The sequence below is a fragment of the Bradyrhizobium sp. KB893862 SZCCT0404 genome (genome assembly GCF_018130885.1).
Taxonomy (GTDB): Bacteria; Pseudomonadota; Alphaproteobacteria; order Rhizobiales; family Xanthobacteraceae; genus Bradyrhizobium; species Bradyrhizobium stylosanthis.
Window position 1 is genome coordinate 1,239,397 of the sequence record NZ_JAFCLT010000001.1, and the last position, 16,934, is coordinate 1,256,330.

The following is a 16,934-nucleotide window of genomic DNA, read 5'->3' on the forward strand; positions in this document are numbered from 1 at the left end:
CGTCTCCTCGAACAGTTCGTAGGGTGGGTTAGCGGGCGGCTGCGCAAAGCGCAGTCCGCCGGCGTAACCCACCTCTTCTGTCTCTGCGGATACGAACAGTGGTGGATTACGCCGAGCAGATGCAATTTATGCATCTGCAGGGCTAATCCACCCTACGTTTCCGCATAAGGTATCCGCAATGTCGCGCATATGTTCGAACATGTAATCCGGCGCAAGCGCCCGCAATGCCGCCGGGGCCGCATAGCCCCAGCACACCGCGCCGCAGGCGATGCCCGCCGCGCGCGCCGCCTCGATGTCGCGAACCTCATCGCCGATCGCGATGACCTGGGCAGGGGCCACGCCGGCGCGGCGGATCACCCGGCGGAATTTCGCGGCCTTGCCGAAGAGCGAGGCGGAGCAGTCGAAATGCGAAAACAGCGCCGCGGCCGGCCCAAGCTTCTCGCGCGCATTGGCTTCGCTGTCCGACGTCACCAGCGCGAGCTGCACGCCGTTGTCGGCCAGCGTCCGCAGCATCGTCTCGACGCCCGCGAACAGCGAAATCTCCGCTGCCGCCTCCGCCTTCAGCCGCCGCGCATGCCGCGCGATCGCCGGCAGCTTCCACAAGGGCACCTCGAGCCGGGTGAGGATGTCGCGGCTCGAAGCATGCCGCAGCGGCTCGATGTCCTCATCGGCAACGCGCCGAAAGCCGAAGCGGTCGGCGACGTCGTTGATGGTGCGCAGGAACCACGGAAAGCTGTCGGCGAGCGTGCCGTCGAGATCGAAGATGACGAGGGAGTAGGGCATGGAGGAGGGGTGGTCGAGCCAAGTGGCCGGATGTTACAAGCGTGAAACAGGAAGACACAGATGCCGGTCGATCAGGTCCAACTTAGCAAGTTCCTCAGCTTCGTGCTGAGACACAAGCCCGATGAGATCGGCTTGACGCTCGGTGCCGAGGGTTGGGTCAATATCGACGAACTGGTTGAAAAAGCCAATGCGGCGGGGACGACGTTTGACCGCGCCGACCTGCTCGGCGTCGTCGCAAGCAGCGACAAGAAGCGATTTTCGTTGTCAGCGGACGGGCTGATGATCCGGGCTGCCCAGGGGCACTCCGTAGCGGTGGAGCTCGGCTTGCCGCCGCAAGAGCCGCCTTCGATCCTGTACCACGGCACGGCAACGCGGTTCGCCGATGCGATCCTTGGCGAGGGCCTGAAGCCGCAGGCGCGCCAGCAGGTGCATCTGTCCTCCGACGAGGCGACCGCACAGCGGGTCGGGCAGCGCCACGGCAAGCCGCACATCTTCAGGGTCGATGCGGGCGGCATGCACGCGAAGGGGCTCAAGTTCTATCGAGCGGACAACGGCGTGTGGTTGACGGACCATGTGCCGCCGGAATTCCTGAGCTGAGCGGGCATGGTCGTTCGGAGCGCTGCTGCGCAGTTCTTTGGGAAGCGCACTAGGCCTTCCACACGGTCGCCTCGGTCCATCCGAGCTCGTCGAACTCGGCGGCCCTGAGCGGCGCCTCTCCCGCGGCGAAGAACTCGTCGAGCTGGGGCGGGGCGACGCTGGTTGCGGACAGCATGGCGTGTGCCTGTCCGCGGTGATGGATCTGATGCTGGAATAGATGCATCAGCAGCCGGTCGCGGCGTTCGGTCTGGACGCTGGTGTCGCGGTTGATCCGGACAAGGCCGTCGAGCAGCTCAGGCGTGAGCGCGTCGCAGATGGCCAGCAGGCGCTGGTCCATCGCAGCCTGGGCAGGCTTCAGTTCGGAAACCGAGGCGTACGGCACCTCGTTCGCCCAGGCCCGTGGTCCGAGCCAGCCGCCCTCGAGCGCATCGATGTAGAAGAGATCGATGACGTAGATATGGTTCAGCGTGCGCTGGATGCTCGGGAAGAAGCCGGTGCGGTGGGCTTCGAATTCAGACTGGCTCAGCGCGGCGCAGGCGGTGAGCAGGCGATGGTTGGCCCAGGCGTTGTTGTGGGCGAAGGCGCGGTAGGTCTGCACAAGGCTAGCGGACATAACGGCTCTCCCTTGCAGCCGGTCGCCGGTAGCCCGCATGAGCGAAGCGATATGCGGGGCCGGTGCTTGCCTTACGAGTGGTCCCGGATGTCGCTTCCGCCTTCGCTCTTTGAGCTACGGCGGACAAGTCGCTCATCCGGGCTACGCGGCCTCAACGCAGTTCAATGATTTACTCCGCCGCCTCGCTCGTGCTCCGCCGCTTCGGCTTCCCGGCCTTCTTCAGCACCGGCGCCAAAAACTTGCCGGTATAGCTCCGCGGCGCCTTCGCGATGTCTTCCGGGGGGCCCCAGGCGACGATCTCGCCGCCGCCGTCGCCGCCTTCGGGGCCGAGGTCGATGACCCAGTCGGCGGTCTTGATGACTTCGAGATTGTGCTCGATGACGACCACCGTGTTGCCCTGCGCGACCAGCTCGTGCAGCACCTCCAAGAGCTTCTTGACGTCGTGGAAGTGCAGGCCGGTGGTGGGCTCGTCCAGGATGTAGAGCGTGCGGCCGGTGGCGCGCTTGGACAGCTCCTTCGCCAGCTTGACGCGCTGGGCTTCACCGCCTGAGAGCGTCGTCGCCTGCTGGCCGACGTGGATGTAGTCGAGGCCGACGCGGTGCAGGGTCTGGAAGGTCTCGCGCACGCGCGGGACCGCCTTGAAGAACTCGGCGGCTTCCTCGACGGTCATGTCGAGCACGTCGGCGATGCTCTTGCCCTTGAACAGGACTTCGAGCGTCTCGCGGTTGTAGCGCTTGCCCTTGCAGACGTCGCAGGTGACGTAGACGTCGGGCAGGAAGTGCATCTCGATCTTGATGACGCCGTCGCCCTGGCAGGCTTCGCAGCGGCCGCCCTTGACGTTGAAGGAGAAGCGGCCGGGCTCGTAGCCGCGCGCTTTTGACTCGGGCAGCCCGGCGAACCATTCGCGGATCGGCGTGAAGGCACCGGTGTAGGTCGCCGGATTCGAGCGCGGGGTGCGGCCGATCGGCGACTGGTCGATGTCGATGATCTTGTCGATGTGCTCGAGGCCCTCGATGCGGTCGTGCGGGGCTGCGCCTTCGCTGGCGCCGTTCAGCTTGCGCGCGATGGCGCGGTAGAGCGTATCGATCAAGAGCGTCGACTTGCCGCCGCCGGAGACGCCGGTGACGCAGGTGAACAGGCCGAGCGGGATCTCGGCCGTGACGTTCTTGAGGTTATTGCCGCGCGCGTTGACCACCTTGATGGTGCGGCGATGGTTCGGCGGGCGCCGCTCCGGCACCTCGACCTCGAGTTCGCCGGTCAGGTACTTGCCGGTCAGCGATTTCGGGTTGCGCATGATCTCGGCGGGCGTGCCTTCGGCGACGATGTTGCCGCCATGCATGCCGGCGCCGGGGCCGATGTCGAGCACGTAGTCGGCGAGGCGAATGGCGTCCTCGTCATGCTCGACCACGACCACGGTGTTGCCGAGGTCGCGCAGCCTCTTGAGGGTGTCGAGCAGGCGCGCGTTGTCGCGCTGGTGCAGGCCGATCGAGGGCTCGTCCAGCACGTAGAGCACGCCCGTCAGGCCCGAGCCGATCTGCGAGGCCAGGCGAATGCGCTGGCTCTCGCCGCCGGACAGCGTGCCGGACGAGCGGGACAGCGTCAGATAGTTGAGGCCGACGTCGAGCAGGAAGGTCAGGCGCTCGCGGATCTCCTTCAGGATGCGGCCGGCGATCTCGTTCTGCTGCTTGTTCAGCGCCTCCGGCACGCCCTCGAACCATTCGCCGGCCTTCTTGACCGACAGTTCCGAGATCTCGCCGATATGCTTGCCGCCGACCTTGACGCAGAGCGCCTCGGGCTTGAGGCGGAAACCGTTACAGCCGCCGCAGGGCACGTCGTGGAAATATTTTGCGAGCTCCTCGCGCGCCCACTCGCTCTCGGTCTCGCGATAGCGGCGGTTGATGTTGGTGATGACGCCCTCGAACGGCTTCTTGGTGTCGTAGGAGCGCACGCCGTCCTGGTAGGAGAACTTGATCTCGTCCTCGCCGGAGCCGTAGAGGATCGCATCGCGCGTCTTCTTGGCGAGATCCTTCCACTTGGTGTCGACCGTGAACTTGTAATGCTTGCCGAGCGCGGTCAGCGTCTGCTCGTAATAGGGCGAGGACGACTTGGCCCAGGGCGCGATCGCGCCCTTGCGCAGCGACAGGTCCTTGTCGGGAATGACGAGGTCCTCGTCGACATGCTGCTCGACGCCGAGACCGCCGCAGGCCGGGCAGGCGCCATAGGGGTTGTTGAACGAGAACAGGCGCGGCTCGATCTCGGGAATGGTGAAGCCGGAGACCGGGCAGGCGAATTTTTCCGAGAACAGGATGCGCTCGGGCCCGCTCTTGTCGTGGATTTTTGCGGTCTTCTTTTTCTCTTCTGCAGGGGCGGCCGCGGGCGCGTCGGCGAACTCGACGACGGCCAGGCCCTCGGCGAGCTTCAGCGCGGTCTCAAAGCTCTCCGCGAGGCGCTGGCCGATGTCGGCGCGCACCACGATGCGGTCGACCACGACGTCGATGTCGTGCGGGAATTTCTTGTCGAGCGTCGGCGCCTCCGCCAGCTCGTGGAAGGTGCCGTCGATCTTGACGCGCTGAAAGCCCTTCTTGAGCCATTCGGCGAGCTCCTTGCGATACTCGCCCTTGCGGCCGCGCACGACGGGGGCGAGCAGATAGAGGCGGGTGCCCTCGGGCAGCGCCAGCACGCGGTCGACCATCTGCGAGACGGTCTGGCTCTCGATCGGCAGGCCCGTGGCCGGCGAGTAGGGCACGCCGACGCGCGCCCATAGCAGGCGCATGTAATCGTAGATCTCGGTGACGGTGCCGACAGTCGAGCGCGGGTTCTTCGAGGTGGTCTTCTGCTCGATCGAGATCGCCGGCGACAGGCCGTCGATCTGGTCGACGTCCGGCTTCTGCATCATCTCGAGGAACTGGCGGGCATAGGCCGAGAGCGACTCGACGTAGCGCCGCTGGCCTTCGGCATAGATGGTGTCGAAGGCGAGCGAGGATTTGCCGGAGCCGGAGAGGCCGGTGAACACCACCAGCTTGTCGCGGGGAATCTCGACGTCGATGTTCTTGAGGTTGTGCTCGCGCGCGCCGCGGATCGTAATTGCGCGCTGGCTGGAGCCGGCGTTCTGTTGTTGGCGCTTCGCCTTGATCACTTCATCCATCCGAGTTGCCCTCAAGGAAGCCCAAAGGTGCGCAATCGCGCCAACAAAAAAGGCGCGCTTCGCCCGGAACCGGGATCGGCGCCAATGGGTATGGCAGCGAACGTAGGAAGAACGGAGACGGATTTCCAGAGGGAGTTGCGAATCGTCAACGGAATGTTGGCGCTCTGGCGGCATCTGGCAGCAGGAACTGCGCTGGACCATGCCCGCAAAGGAAAAAAGGCCGGCGCGAGGCCGGCCTTTCGTAACGCGAGGGCGCTGAGCGTTGCTCAGTACTTGGCGACGACCGGGCCGCCGAAGGTGTAGTTGAGGCGGACGGTGCCCATATCGACGTCCTGCTTGATGCGGTCGATGCGGTCGTTGACGCCGAGGATCGTGAAGCTGACGTTGCGATGGCCCATGAACAGATGGTCGTATTCGATGGCAACGGACCAGTTCGGCGCGAAACCGAATTCGAGGCCGGTGCCGACCGCGCCGCCCCAGCGCGTCTCGCTTGCGCTGTCGAGGACGACGCCGCCCACCAGACCGTCGTATTTGGCGTGCGTGACGGCCGCGCCACCCTTCACGTACCAGAGCACGTTGTTCCAGGCGTAGCCGATCTGGCCGGTGAACAGACCCAGCGCATCGATCCTGGTCTGGTTGACCAGCGGTGCGAGCACTAGGCTCGTGTTCGAGCCCTTCAGGTCGGCCCAGTCGCCCTGGGCTTCGAGGCCGAACACCCAGTTGGCCGACTGCCAGCGATAGCCGATCTGGCCACCGACGATGCCGCCGGTCGCGTTGTGGCAGCCTTCAGCCGTGTCCGGACCGGGAACGCCGAAGATATTGTTAACGTCCCAGCAGTTGCGACTCGAGGCGCCACCGCCGTTGATGCCGATATAGAATCCGCTCCAGTTGTAGATCGAGGCCACGGCGACCGGCGCCTTGGTGTAGGGGCGGGCCGCAAGATCGGCCGCCGAAGCCGGTGTCAACGCGCTGAGTGCGAACAGGCTGGCCGAGGCCAGCAAGATCTTCTTCATCTGAATTCCCCAGTTCCATTTCACTTGGCTGCCTTCCACAGGAACGGCAGCCGACGCTACGACCCAAACGAATGCTGCAACCTTACATTATTGAATCCTAAGGTTGTGTCACTCGTACGCCACAGCTCCTGGAAAACGCGAGAGGCCGGCCGGCGTCTATCGCTACGCGCGCAAAAACAAAAGGGCCGGCGCGAGGCCGGCCTTTCGTAACGATGGTGCGTCGGAGACGAAGCTCAGTACTTCGCGACGACCGGGCCGTTGAAGTGATAGTTCACGCCGACCTGCACGGTGTGGAAGTTGAGCGTGCCGGTGGGCAGGGCGCCCGAGAAGTAGGTCTCGCCGCCGAGGCTGCGATAGAGGTACTCGCCCTTGACGGTCCAGTTCGGGGCGAAATACGCCTCGACGCCCGCACCGACGGTCCAGCCGGAGTGGAACTTGCTGTCCGACGCCGAGACGCCGAGCGCGGAGAGGGTGATCTTGTTGTCGATCCAGGCGTAACCACCGGTGCCGTACAGCAGCACGTTGTTGACGGCCCAGCCGATGCGGCCGCGCACGGTGCCCATGGCATCGGTCTTCGAGCTGGCGCTCGCGGTCACGACGCCGAAGCCGGGGACGACGGTCGCGCCGGTCACCGAAGCGTTCACGTCAGCCCAGGCGGCATCGGCCTCGACGCCGAACACGACGTTGCCGGTCTGCCAGTTGTAGCCGGCGGTGCCACCGACGAAGCCACCCTGCATACGGGGGGAGCCCGAGTCTTCCCAAGCGCCGCCACCGACGACACCGAGGTAGAAGCCGGTCCAGTTGTAGACCGAAGCCACAGCCACCGGAGCCTTCGTGTACGGGCGAGCCGCGAGATCAGCCGCCGACGCGGGGGCAGCCAGAGCGAACAAACAGGCCGAAGCCAACAAAACCTTCTTCATTTTCAACCTAATCCCAGTCCCAGTTTCTGTTGTTGCCTTCCCTCAACGGAAGGACAGCGGACGCTGTGGTCCAACTGGTGACGTCCATACACCAGCGAAGCCGCAAGTTGTGTACCCAAAAAGCCACAACAGTCCCAAAACGTCATAATCGCTGACGGATTATCCCCATGGCGCGCGCGGCAACGAAAAAGGCCGGCGCGAGGCCGGCCTTTCTCTCAGGAATATCAAAGGGATATCAGTACCGCGCGATGACCGGACCGCCCCAGCGATAGTTCAGGCGGACGAGGCCCATATCGACGTCCTGGCTGATGCGCTCCGAGCGCGTGGCGACGCCAAGCGGGGCGATCCCGAAATTGCCAGAACCGGTGAAGCCGATGGTCCGGTTGCCGAGGAAGATGTGGTCGTACTCGACGCCGACGGTCCAGTTCGGTGCGAAGCCGAATTCGAGACCTGCGCCCACGGTGCCGCCCCAGCGGGTCTCATTGGACCGGTCGAATTCGAGACCGGTGATAACGTCGTAGCTCCGGTAGCGGTCGTTCACGACCGCGCCGCCGCCCTTCACGTAGAACAGCACGTTGTTCCAGGCGTAGCCGATCTGGCCGGTGAAAAGCCCGAACGCGTTGATCTTGGAACGGTCGCGCAGACCCGTGCCGACGAACGTCGCGCTGATGTTGTCGCCGGAGAAGTCGGCCCAGTTGCCCTGGCCTTCCAGGCCGAACACCCAACTGGCCGACTGCCAGCGATAGCCGACCTGTCCACCGACCGTGCCGCCGACCGCGTTGTGGCAACCTTCACCGACGAGAACGCCGGTCACGGGCGTGACGAAGTCCCAGCACTTGTGGCTGCTGCCGCCGCCGCCGTTGATGCCGATGTAGAAACCGCTCCAGTCGTAGATCGCCGCGACCATCGGGGGCGGAGCCTTGGTGTAGGGACGTGCAGCGAGGTCCGCCGCGCTCGCTGGAGCCGACAGGCCCAGCGCGACCATGCCAATTGTACCAATCAGAATTTTCTTCATTGCAGTCTCCCCAAGTAAGGTCCGCTTCTTGAAATCCCCGAAGCGGCCAGTCAGGCGCGACGCCCATATGAAACAATTCCAAGGGAGAGCGTAGCGTCGCGGGGAAGCAGAGTCCGTCTCCGAAATGCAACAGTCCGAGACCATGTGTTCTGCTTCTAACTTGATGAATGTTAAGAGGTTTTGGGCGGTCACGGGAACCCGGAAAGGTTCCATCTGTGCAGCCAATTTTGGGGCAGGGTCTCGCGTTGTTCTCCGCGCGCGATGACGATTGTAATCGCCGGAACAAATCTGGAACATCGTGGAGGCCGATGCTATATGTGGGGATAAGTGGAGGGGCCATGGGCCGACCGGTCCGCGCAAGCGTATAGGGTCGCCTCAACAGGTTGCAGAGGACCGCGGGGCGCGGCCCGGCCTCATGAATTCAGTGGCATTTGGAGTGGAGAGCGGCGATGGCGGGAAGCGTCAACAAGGTCATTCTGGTTGGAAATCTCGGCAAGGATCCTGAAATCCGCCGCACCCAGGACGGGCGGCCGATCGCGAATTTGAGCATCGCGACCTCGGAGACCTGGCGCGACAAGAACAGCGGCGAGCGCAAGGAAAAGACCGAGTGGCACCGCGTCGTGATCTTCAACGAAGGGCTCTGCAAGGTCGCCGAGCAATACCTGAAGAAGGGCGCCAAGGTTTACATCGAGGGCGCGCTGCAGACCCGCAAATGGACCGACCAGCAGGGCGCCGAGAAGTACTCGACCGAAGTCGTGCTGCAGGGCTTCAACTCGACCCTGACCATGCTTGACGGCCGCGGCGGTGGCGGGGGAGGCGGCAGCTTCGGTGACGAGCCGGGCGGCGATTTCGGCTCATCCGGCCCGGTCAGCAGCGCACCGCGCCGTCCCGTTGCCGCCGGCGGCGGTGGCCGCAACAACGACATGGACGACGACATCCCGTTCTGAGGTGGCGCTTTAGTCCCGTTCGGCGGCGGCCTTGTAAGCCGCCGGCGACGAGCGCGACAGGAAGCGGCCCGCGCGGTTTTCGAGGATCCGGACCAGGGCCGGGTCCATGAATTCGTAGTCGTCGGGGATGTCGAGGCAGATGACCCGCTTGCCGTTCAGGCTGGATCGGAATTTCCGATTCAGCTTGTTGCGGTGGAGCTTCTCCATGACGAAGATGATGTCGGCCCATTCGACCTGTTCGGCCGACAACACCACGACCGCGTCGTTCGAGATGCCGGCCGAGTCGGCCTCGATCCCCGGCCAGGTCGAAAAGACCTGTTCGGCGGTGGGGCTGCGGAGGCGATTGGCACTGCAGACAAACAGGACGTTGGTCACTTCACTGCTCTGGACAAGCGATCGGGGAGAGCCCGGCGTCCACGCGCTGGGTGGGTGGTGGTGCTCGGTGGCGGATTTCAAAACAGTTACATGCGCACCTTCAGGGTGTCGACGGCCGCTACGGTCCCAGTCTGAGCGCGTCAGCGCGATGTCTGCGGTTGAATTCGTCGCTCGCGTGAAGCCACAGGATTTCTTACCAATTGACGGGTAAGGCTCGGCTTTCCGGCCTTGCCTCATGTTCTGCATCAGCGCTTTGACGGACTGCGATGTGAATGGTATTAACTAACTTAATGTTAATCCTATTCACATGGTGCGATCCGTCGATCTGGGGGGAGCCTGCATGAGCCTTACGCCGCTGCTTGAGGCTGCCCCTGCGATCCCGCTACATGCCTTTGCAGCCATGGCTGCCTTCGTGCTCGGCCTCGTCCAGTTCGCCGCTCCCAAGGGCACGCTGCCGCACCGAACGATCGGCTGGATCTGGGTCAGCCTGATGGTCGTGGTCGCCGCATCCTCGTTCTGGATCCACGGGATTCGGATGGTCGGACCGTTTGGCCCGATCCACCTCTTGTCGATCTTCACGCTCGTGGTCCTGCCGCTCGCGGTGTGGCGGGCCCATACCCATCGCGTCGCCGATCACCGGCGGATGATGATCTTCATCTTTGCCGGCGCGCTGGTCGTGGCGGGCCTGTTCACGCTGGTCCCCGGGCGCATCATGCACCGGGTGATTTTCGGGGCTTGAAGGGCGGTTCCACGCTGCTTGTTCCGGCCCTGTCCGAGGCGGTGCCGGGATAGGCGTAAGTCTCTGGAAAAACAGTCGGAAAAAGCGCTTCCAAGACCCCCGTAAGGGTGGTTATCAGGGGTTCGATGCGCTATATGATTCCCAGACAAAAACTCACCGGATTCCCCCTTGGCTGACGACGACAACAAGCCCGGCGACCAGCCGGCGCAACCCTCGGACATTCGCCCCGTTTCGATCTACGAGGAGATGAAGAAGTCCTATCTCGATTACGCGATGAGCGTGATCGTGTCGCGTGCGCTGCCCGATGCGCGCGACGGGTTGAAGCCGGTGCATCGCCGTATCCTGTACGCGATGAACAATCGCGGCGACACGCCGGACAAGAAGCACAAGAAGTCCGCCGGTGCCGTCGGTGAGGTCATGGGTAAGTACCATCCCCATGGCGACCAGGCGATCTACGACGCGTTGGTGCGCATGGCGCAGGACTTCTCGATGCGCGCGCCCCTGATCGACGGACAGGGCAATTTCGGCTCGGTCGACGGCGATCCGCCGGCGGCGATGCGCTACACCGAATCCCGCCTGACCAAGATCGCGCTGAAGCTGCTCGAGGACATCGACGACGACACGGTCGATTTCCAGGACAATTACGACGGTTCCGAGCGGGAGCCGGTGGTTCTGCCGGCGCGCTTCCCGAACCTGCTCGTCAACGGCGCCGGCGGCATCGCGGTCGGCATGGCCACCAACATCCCACCGCACAATCTCGGCGAGGTCATCGACGCCTGCGTGGCGCTGATCGACAACCCGTCGCTGACCATCGACGAGCTCAACAACATCATCCCGGGTCCGGATTTCCCGACCGGCGGCATCATCCTCGGACGCCAGGGCATCCGCAGCGCCTATCATCTCGGCCGCGGCTCCATCGTGATGCGCGGCAAGGTCACGTTCGAGACGGTCCGGAAGGAACGCGAGGCGATCGTCATCACCGAGATCCCGTATCAGGTGAACAAGGCGACGATGGTCGAGCGCATCGCCGAGCTCTACAAGGAAAAGAAGATCGAGGGCATCTCCGATCTGCGCGACGAATCCGACCGCGACGGCTACCGCGTGGTCGTCGAGCTCAAGCGCGACGCCGTGCCCGACGTGGTGCTGAACCAGCTCTACAAGTTCACGCCGCTGCAAACCTCTTTCGGCGTCAACGCCGTCGCGCTCGACAGCGGCCGTCCGCAGACGATGAACCTGAAGGACATGCTGACGATCTTCGTCGGCTTCCGCGAGCAGGTCGTCACACGCCGCACCAAGTACAAGTTGCGCAAGGCGCGCGAACGCGCGCATGAGCAGGTCGGCCTCGCCATCGCGGTCGCCAACATCGACGAGATCATCCGCGTGATCCGCCACTCGCCGACGCCGGCCGCCGCGCGCGAGACCCTGATGACGCGCGACTGGCCCGCCCGCGACGTCGAGGACATCATCACGCTGATCGACGATCCGCGCCACCGCATCAACGAGGACGGCACCATCCGCCTCTCGCTGGAGCAGGCGAGGGCGATCCTCGAGCTGCGCCTCGCACGCCTCACCGCGCTCGGACGCGACGAGATCGGCGAGGAGCTCGCAAAACTCGCCGGCGAGATCGAGGACTATCTCTCGATCCTGCGCTCGCGCGCCCGCATCCTCGACATCATCAAGACCGAGCTTGCCGAGGTGAAGGCCGAGTTCGCTACCCCGCGCCGCACCGTGATCATGGAGCAGGAAGGCGAGGTCGAGGACGAGGACCTGATCCAGCGCGAGGACATGGTCGTGACCGTGTCGCACGCCGGCTACGTCAAGCGCGTGCCGCTGTCGGCCTACCGGGCGCAGCGCCGCGGCGGCAAGGGCCGCGCCGGCATGCAGACCCGCGACGAGGACTTCGTCAGCCGGCTCTTTGTCGCATCGACCCATACGCCGGTGCTGTTCTTCTCGTCCCGCGGCCAGGTCTACAAGGAAAAGGTGTGGCGCCTGCCGATGGCGGCGCCGAACGCGCGCGGCAAGGCGCTGATCAACATCCTGCCGCTGGAGCAGGGCGAACGCATCACCACGATCATGCCGCTGCCCGAGGACGAGTCCACCTGGGGCCAGCTCGACGTGATGTTCGCCACGACAGGCGGCAACGTCCGGCGCAACAAGTTGTCCGACTTCGTCGACGTCCGCCGCTCCGGCATCATCGCGATGAAGCTCGACGAGGGCGAGGCGATCGTCGACGTGCAGATCTGCACCGAGCACGACGACGTGCTGCTGACGACGGCCGCCGGCCAGTGCATCCGCTTCCGGGTCAGCGACCCCCGACCCGACAAGGACGGCGAGATCAAGGAGCACGGCGTTCGGGTCTTCGGTGGTCGAACCTCGATGGGCGTTCGAGGCATCTCGCTTGACGATGACAAGGTCATCTCGATGTCGATCTTGCGCCATGTCGAGACCACGTCCGACGAGCGCTCGGCCTATCTGAAGATGCGCCGCGCGGTGGCCGGCGATACCGCGGCCGAGGAGCCTGCGGTCGATACCGAGGCGGAAGAGACCTCTGGCAACTTCCAGCTCACCCAGGAGCGCTATGCCGAGATGTCGGCGGCCGAGCAAATCGTGCTGACCGTCTCCGTCAACGGCTATGGCAAGCGGACCTCGTCCTACGAGTACCGCACCACCGGCCGCGGCGGCAAAGGCATCGTCGCCATGAGCGTCAACAACCGCAACGGCAATTTGGTCGCTTCCTTCCCCGTGGAGGATGCCGACCAGATCATGCTGGTGACCGACAAGGGCCAGCTGATCCGCTGCCCGGTCGAAGGCATCCGCATCGCCGGCCGCTCGACCCAGGGCGTGATCGTGTTCGACACCGCCGAGGACGAGCATGTCGTCTCGGTCGAGCACATCACGGAAGAGGCCGAGAGCGGCAATGGGGCGAATGGAGAGGCAAGCGGGGAGTAAGATCGAGCCCCGTAGCCCGTAGCCCGGATGGAGCGAAGCGAAATCCGGGTTCTCGCCGGGCGTCAATCGCCGCCGTAGCGCTTGATGTACTCCGCGGCCCCACTCTTGTCCGCCCCGTATATGGCGCCCAAGCAATCGGATCGTTTCGCGCGCTGCTCGAAACTGGGTTCGGCGCCAAGTTTACCGCACCGCGCCAGGGTGACTTCCTCGAGGTGTACGGAAGAGTTGTACAGCTGAAGCCGATCACGCTTCTCCAGGTAATACATGCTGCGGGAATCCACCGCGAACATCGTTTTGATTATTGAATCCGGAATCTCCATCTCGCGAAGATAAGCTTGTGCTTCATTCACCGACCGATCATAGGCTTTCTTTGCGGCGTCGAGCGGTAGTCTTCCGTACCAGGCCTGGTCCACAAATGATGGACGGTGCACGCCGATGACATCTCCATGCCGTCCTGTGCCTGCTGCCCAGATGAGGAAGCACGCACTCGCGCAGACGCAGTCCACGTCGCCCTGGCCGGTCGGCGGCAAATAATACAACCATTTGCCGGTTAGATCGTCTCCTATGGGGCATGCGTTGGCCCCGGGCTTCACTGTCGGATTGTAGTCAGACAGCCTCAGAGGAGCCTGTGTTGACGCGCCAAGCGTTCGAAGCTGCCTGCCAATGCTCAAGGCCTCCGTTACGTCTCCTCCCGGGCTGTAGACGCGCACAATCCCGGGGATGAGGCCACGCTTGATCAGGTCCAGCGCCTGCTTTTTGAAGCGGTCGGCATCTCCTGCTGTTATCGGCCCACGTACGACAATGTAGGCGCTGCTGCCGACGCGATACAATCTCCCACTCGATATGTCCGCCGCGCGAAGCTCGCTCCGCGGCAGGCTGACCAGGACGACGACAAGCAAAAATAGGAGCGACTTGAGCATTGGCAGTTCTCTGTCCGATGAGGGCTTGCTCGACCAGCTCCCGGGCCAACTGCTGCCTCGCGTCGATCGCCTCGGCCCCAAGCCGCGCGAAAGCTGTCCACTCTGAGGCGTTCGAAACCTTTGCCTGAGACGGCTGGAGCAGATTTTGAGGGAGAAGCCGTTGGCGTTGCCGCCGTGGCGGGGGCTTGTGGAGCTGGCGCTATTACAAATGCATCAGCGCGTGACTTCATTGCTGTTAAACGAGGGGCGATACACTTTTCGCAACGAGGGATGTGAAATGCACAACAAGAAGTAGAAAGCTAAAAGCCTTTTCCGAGTATTGTCAATCGACCTGCGTCCCTGCCCATGAACGCGGAATTGCCTTGGAGCGCCCTAGATCTCCAGCTCCGTGCCGAACTCCACAACCTGCTTGGTCGGCACGCCGAAGAACGCGGCGGAGCGTTCGGCGTTGCGCTGGAGGAAGGCGAACAGGCCTTCGCGCCAGACCCACATGCCCGGAACGTCCTCGCGCGGGATGATGGTCTCGCGGCCGACGTAATAGGTGATGTCGGAGAGGTCGATGCCGGGCAGCTGGCCCTGGCGGCAGGCGAGCGTCAGTCCCTCGTAGATCGTCGGGTTCTGCATGAAGCCGTAATGCAGGATCACGCGGGTGATGCCGGATATGATCTCGTGCACCTCGGCGCGGGCCTCGTCGGCGACGTGCGGCACCTCCTCGATCAGCACGGTGACGAGGATGATGCGCTCGTGCAGGACGTGGTTGTGCTTGACGAACTGCGTCAGCGCCAGCGGCACGCCTTTCGCCGCGGAGGCCAGGAACACCGCGGTGCCCGGCAGCCGCGCGCTGCACTTGTTGACCGCGGTCTCGATCAGGTCCTCCTCGGGCTGGCGCAGCCGGCCGCGCGCGGCCTCGACCAGCTTCACGCCGCTGCGCCAGGTCAGCATCATGAACGCGACGAGGGCCGCGAGCATGAGCGGAAACCAGCCGCCCTCGAACAGCTTGACCGAATTGGCCGAGAAGAAGATCACGTCGATCACGAAGAAGAAGCCGTTCACGGCGACCACGAGCCAGGGCGAATAGCCCCACTGGATCGCGACCAGGGCGGCGAGCAGCGTGGTGATCGCCATCAGCAGCGACACCGCGATGCCGTAGGCGCCGGCAAGCGCGTCCGACGTGCCGAAGGAGAGCACCGCCCCCAGCGTGGCGGCGGCGAGCAGCCAGTTCACCAGCGGCACGTAGATCTGGCCGATCGCATCGCTCGTGGTGTGGCGGATCTGCATGCGCGGCAGGAAGCCGAGCTGGATCGACTGCTGGGTCAGCGAGAACACGCCGGAGATGATGGCCTGCGAGGCGATCACGGTCGCCACCGCCGAGAACGCGACCAGCGGATAGTGCAGGGCGTCGGGGCAGAGCTGGAAGAACGGATTCTCGATCATCGTGGGATCGGTGATCAGGAGCGCGGCCTGGCCGAAATAGTTCAGCACCAGCGCGGGCAGGCAGATCGCGAACCAGGCGAGCCGGATCGGCATGCGGCCGAAATGACCCATGTCGGCATACATGGCCTCTCCGCCGGTCACCGCGAGGAAGGCAGCGCCGAGGATGGCGAAGGAGATGTGGAAGTCCTGGTGGATCAGGAAGTCGAAGGCATAGAACGGGCTGAGCGCGGCCAGCACCGCCGGTGCCTTGACGATGCCGTGGATGCCGAGCGCGGCCAGCACGACGAACCAGGCCAGCATGACCGGTCCGAAGATGCGGCCGATGAAGCCGGTGCCCTGCTTCTGCATCATGAACAGCCCGATCAGGATGGCGACCGTGACGGGCACCACGACCGGCGCGAGCGAGGGCGCGTCCACCTTGAGGCCCTCGATGGCTGACAGCACCGAGATCGCGGGCGTGATCGCACCGTCGCCATAGAGCAGGGCGGCCCCGACGAGGCCGACGACGAGCAGATGCGCGCGCCAGGTGCCGGGCTGGGCGTTGCGGGCGTGCAGCAGGGCCAGCAGGGCGACGATGCCGCCTTCGCCGCGATTGTCCGCACGCAGGATCAGCAGGGCATATTTCAGCGAAATGATCAGCAGCAGCGCCCAGAGGATCAGCGAGGCAACGCCCAGGACAGCGTCGTGACTTAGCGTGCCGCCATGCGCCGCCGCCTTGGCGGCCTCCTTCAGGGCGTAGAGAGGGCTGGTGCCGATATCGCCATAGACGACCCCGAGGGCGCCCATGGTCATGGCAAGCGGCAGTGGATCAGGATGATGGCCGGAGGCGACTGCGGGCGTACTGGACAAAGGCAAACCCCCCGATGGGATCGCGCCCGGCGGGCCATTCCGACGGGCGCGAGCATGACCCAGTCTGCGACGGGACGTCGCAAATAGCCATGGGGTTTATCTTGGGAGGCTCACCTGACGCGAAACTGACAGAGGCGGCTACGGCGTGCGGTCGGCCGTCACGAGGCGAGCCTGGCGGACGTCGGTCTTGGTGCCGGCACGTCGGAGGCAGGACGCCTCGAAATTCGGCCAGGCCTGCTGGGAGCAGTCACGGCCGATGCTCCGGATATCGAGCCGGTCGCTCTTGGCCAGCGGCTGCGGCACGCTCGCCTCGACGGTCGGTGCAAAGCCGGGCAGGAGGGTGAGGGCTGCGGCAACACACGCAGAGAGTACGATCGCCGAAAGCGTCTTGATCATTGACTGTCCCCTGTGATGCGGCCGCCTACGCCCAGTGTGCGGCCCGTCTTTCGTTGGCCGGATAAGTAACCATGGCCAGTTTCCGGACGTCTTCGCGGACGCCGGAAATGGTTTCGTTCGCGCTCCGTTTTGTTTCGTCGCTGCCCCGAGGACGAAACAAAGCCGGGTGCGCCGACATTCCCGGCGGCCAATTTCCGGGCGAGGGCAGGAAACAGGGCAGAAAACCGACAAGGAACCTG

14 protein-coding genes are annotated in these 16,934 nt (G+C 64.4%); 4 read left to right on the forward strand and 10 right to left on the reverse strand.

Translation table 11 applies throughout. The annotated features are described in order from the left end of the window. Positions 1-126 precede the first annotated feature (126 nt). On the reverse strand, positions 127-783 hold the full coding sequence (locus JQ617_RS06215) for an HAD-IA family hydrolase (protein ID WP_212025192.1): 657 nt from the start codon (positions 781-783) through the stop codon (positions 127-129). A 60-nt stretch (positions 784-843) separates the two neighbouring features. On the opposite strand from JQ617_RS06215, the gene JQ617_RS06220 reads away from it, so the two are divergent. Then, a complete protein-coding gene (locus JQ617_RS06220; protein ID WP_212025194.1) occupies positions 844-1,380 on the forward strand; it encodes an RNA 2'-phosphotransferase in 537 nt (178 codons plus the stop codon). A gap of 49 nt (positions 1,381-1,429) precedes the next feature. Here JQ617_RS06220 and JQ617_RS06225 read toward each other — a convergent pair whose 3' ends face one another. The 5 genes from JQ617_RS06225 to JQ617_RS06245 all read right to left on the reverse strand — a co-directional run bounded on the left by JQ617_RS06225 (position 1,430) and on the right by JQ617_RS06245 (position 8,086). Further along, the gene (locus tag JQ617_RS06225) at positions 1,430-1,993 is read right to left on the reverse strand and encodes a DinB family protein (RefSeq protein ID WP_212025196.1); all 564 of its coding nucleotides are present in this window, start codon (positions 1,991-1,993) and stop codon (positions 1,430-1,432) included. A gap of 169 nt (positions 1,994-2,162) precedes the next feature. Continuing rightward, positions 2,163-5,138: an excinuclease ABC subunit UvrA gene (gene uvrA, locus JQ617_RS06230; RefSeq protein WP_212025198.1), complete on the reverse strand. Its 2,976-nt coding sequence runs from the start codon at positions 5,136-5,138 to the stop codon at positions 2,163-2,165. A gap of 266 nt (positions 5,139-5,404) precedes the next feature. Continuing rightward, complete coding sequence (locus tag JQ617_RS06235) at positions 5,405-6,151, reverse strand: outer membrane protein (RefSeq protein WP_212025200.1); 747 nt, start codon at positions 6,149-6,151, stop codon at positions 5,405-5,407. A gap of 233 nt (positions 6,152-6,384) precedes the next feature. Further along, positions 6,385-7,071 (reverse strand): outer membrane protein, encoded by a 687-nt coding sequence (locus tag JQ617_RS06240; RefSeq protein ID WP_212025202.1) that lies wholly within the window; start codon positions 7,069-7,071, stop codon positions 6,385-6,387. Between the two features lie 235 nt (positions 7,072-7,306). Then, positions 7,307-8,086, reverse strand: coding sequence for an outer membrane protein (locus tag JQ617_RS06245; RefSeq protein WP_212025204.1), 780 nt, complete (start codon positions 8,084-8,086; stop codon positions 7,307-7,309). Between the two features lie 449 nt (positions 8,087-8,535). Between JQ617_RS06245 and JQ617_RS06250 the strand changes: the two genes are divergently transcribed. After that, positions 8,536-9,033, forward strand: a complete 498-nt coding sequence (locus tag JQ617_RS06250) for a single-stranded DNA-binding protein (RefSeq protein ID WP_063683369.1) — start codon at positions 8,536-8,538, stop codon at positions 9,031-9,033. 9 nt (positions 9,034-9,042) lie between these two features. On the opposite strand, the gene JQ617_RS06255 is transcribed toward JQ617_RS06250, so the two are convergent. Continuing rightward, positions 9,043-9,408 (reverse strand): low molecular weight protein tyrosine phosphatase family protein, encoded by a 366-nt coding sequence (locus JQ617_RS06255; protein WP_212025978.1) that lies wholly within the window; start codon positions 9,406-9,408, stop codon positions 9,043-9,045. Positions 9,409-9,748: 340 nt separating this feature from the next. Between JQ617_RS06255 and JQ617_RS06260 the strand changes: the two genes are divergently transcribed. Next, entirely contained in the window at positions 9,749-10,147 is a 399-nt protein-coding gene (locus JQ617_RS06260; protein ID WP_212025206.1) for a DUF2306 domain-containing protein, read from the forward strand. Positions 10,148-10,315: 168 nt separating this feature from the next. Then, a complete protein-coding gene (gene gyrA, locus JQ617_RS06265; RefSeq protein ID WP_212025208.1) occupies positions 10,316-13,096 on the forward strand; it encodes a DNA gyrase subunit A in 2,781 nt (926 codons plus the stop codon). A 62-nt stretch (positions 13,097-13,158) separates the two neighbouring features. On the opposite strand, the gene JQ617_RS06270 is transcribed toward gyrA, so the two are convergent. The 3 genes from JQ617_RS06270 to JQ617_RS06280 all read right to left on the reverse strand — a co-directional run bounded on the left by JQ617_RS06270 (position 13,159) and on the right by JQ617_RS06280 (position 16,695). Further along, positions 13,159-14,016 carry a COG3904 family protein gene (locus tag JQ617_RS06270; RefSeq protein WP_212025210.1) on the reverse strand — a complete coding sequence of 286 codons (858 nt, stop codon included), beginning with the start codon at positions 14,014-14,016 and terminating at the stop codon, positions 13,159-13,161. Positions 14,017-14,388: 372 nt separating this feature from the next. Beyond that, complete coding sequence (locus tag JQ617_RS06275) at positions 14,389-16,242, reverse strand: potassium transporter Kup (RefSeq protein WP_212025979.1); 1,854 nt, start codon at positions 16,240-16,242, stop codon at positions 14,389-14,391. Positions 16,243-16,437: 195 nt separating this feature from the next. After that, positions 16,438-16,695, reverse strand: a complete 258-nt coding sequence (locus tag JQ617_RS06280) for a hypothetical protein (RefSeq protein ID WP_212025212.1) — start codon at positions 16,693-16,695, stop codon at positions 16,438-16,440. Positions 16,696-16,934 lie beyond the last annotated feature (239 nt).

Excerpts from the sequence above, each read along its gene's own strand:
- JQ617_RS06280 (WP_212025212.1), bottom strand. The coding sequence starts at position 16,695 with ATGATCAAGACGCTTTCGGCGATCGTACTCTCTGCGTGTGTTGCCGCA.
- JQ617_RS06240 (WP_212025202.1), bottom strand. The coding sequence starts at position 7,071 with ATGAAGAAGGTTTTGTTGGCTTCGGCCTGTTTGTTCGCTCTGGCTGCC.
- JQ617_RS06215 (WP_212025192.1), bottom strand. The coding sequence starts at position 783 with ATGCCCTACTCCCTCGTCATCTTCGATCTCGACGGCACGCTCGCCGAC.
- JQ617_RS06250 (WP_063683369.1), top strand. The coding sequence starts at position 8,536 with ATGGCGGGAAGCGTCAACAAGGTCATTCTGGTTGGAAATCTCGGCAAG.
- JQ617_RS06275 (WP_212025979.1), bottom strand. The coding sequence starts at position 16,242 with ATGACCATGGGCGCCCTCGGGGTCGTCTATGGCGATATCGGCACCAGC.
- JQ617_RS06235 (WP_212025200.1), bottom strand. The coding sequence starts at position 6,151 with ATGAAGAAGATCTTGCTGGCCTCGGCCAGCCTGTTCGCACTCAGCGCG.
- uvrA (WP_212025198.1), bottom strand. The coding sequence starts at position 5,138 with ATGGATGAAGTGATCAAGGCGAAGCGCCAACAACAGAACGCCGGCTCC.
- JQ617_RS06225 (WP_212025196.1), bottom strand. The coding sequence starts at position 1,993 with ATGTCCGCTAGCCTTGTGCAGACCTACCGCGCCTTCGCCCACAACAAC.
- JQ617_RS06245 (WP_212025204.1), bottom strand. The coding sequence starts at position 8,086 with ATGAAGAAAATTCTGATTGGTACAATTGGCATGGTCGCGCTGGGCCTG.
- JQ617_RS06260 (WP_212025206.1), top strand. The coding sequence starts at position 9,749 with ATGAGCCTTACGCCGCTGCTTGAGGCTGCCCCTGCGATCCCGCTACAT.
- JQ617_RS06220 (WP_212025194.1), top strand. The coding sequence starts at position 844 with ATGCCGGTCGATCAGGTCCAACTTAGCAAGTTCCTCAGCTTCGTGCTG.
- JQ617_RS06270 (WP_212025210.1), bottom strand. The coding sequence starts at position 14,016 with ATGCTCAAGTCGCTCCTATTTTTGCTTGTCGTCGTCCTGGTCAGCCTG.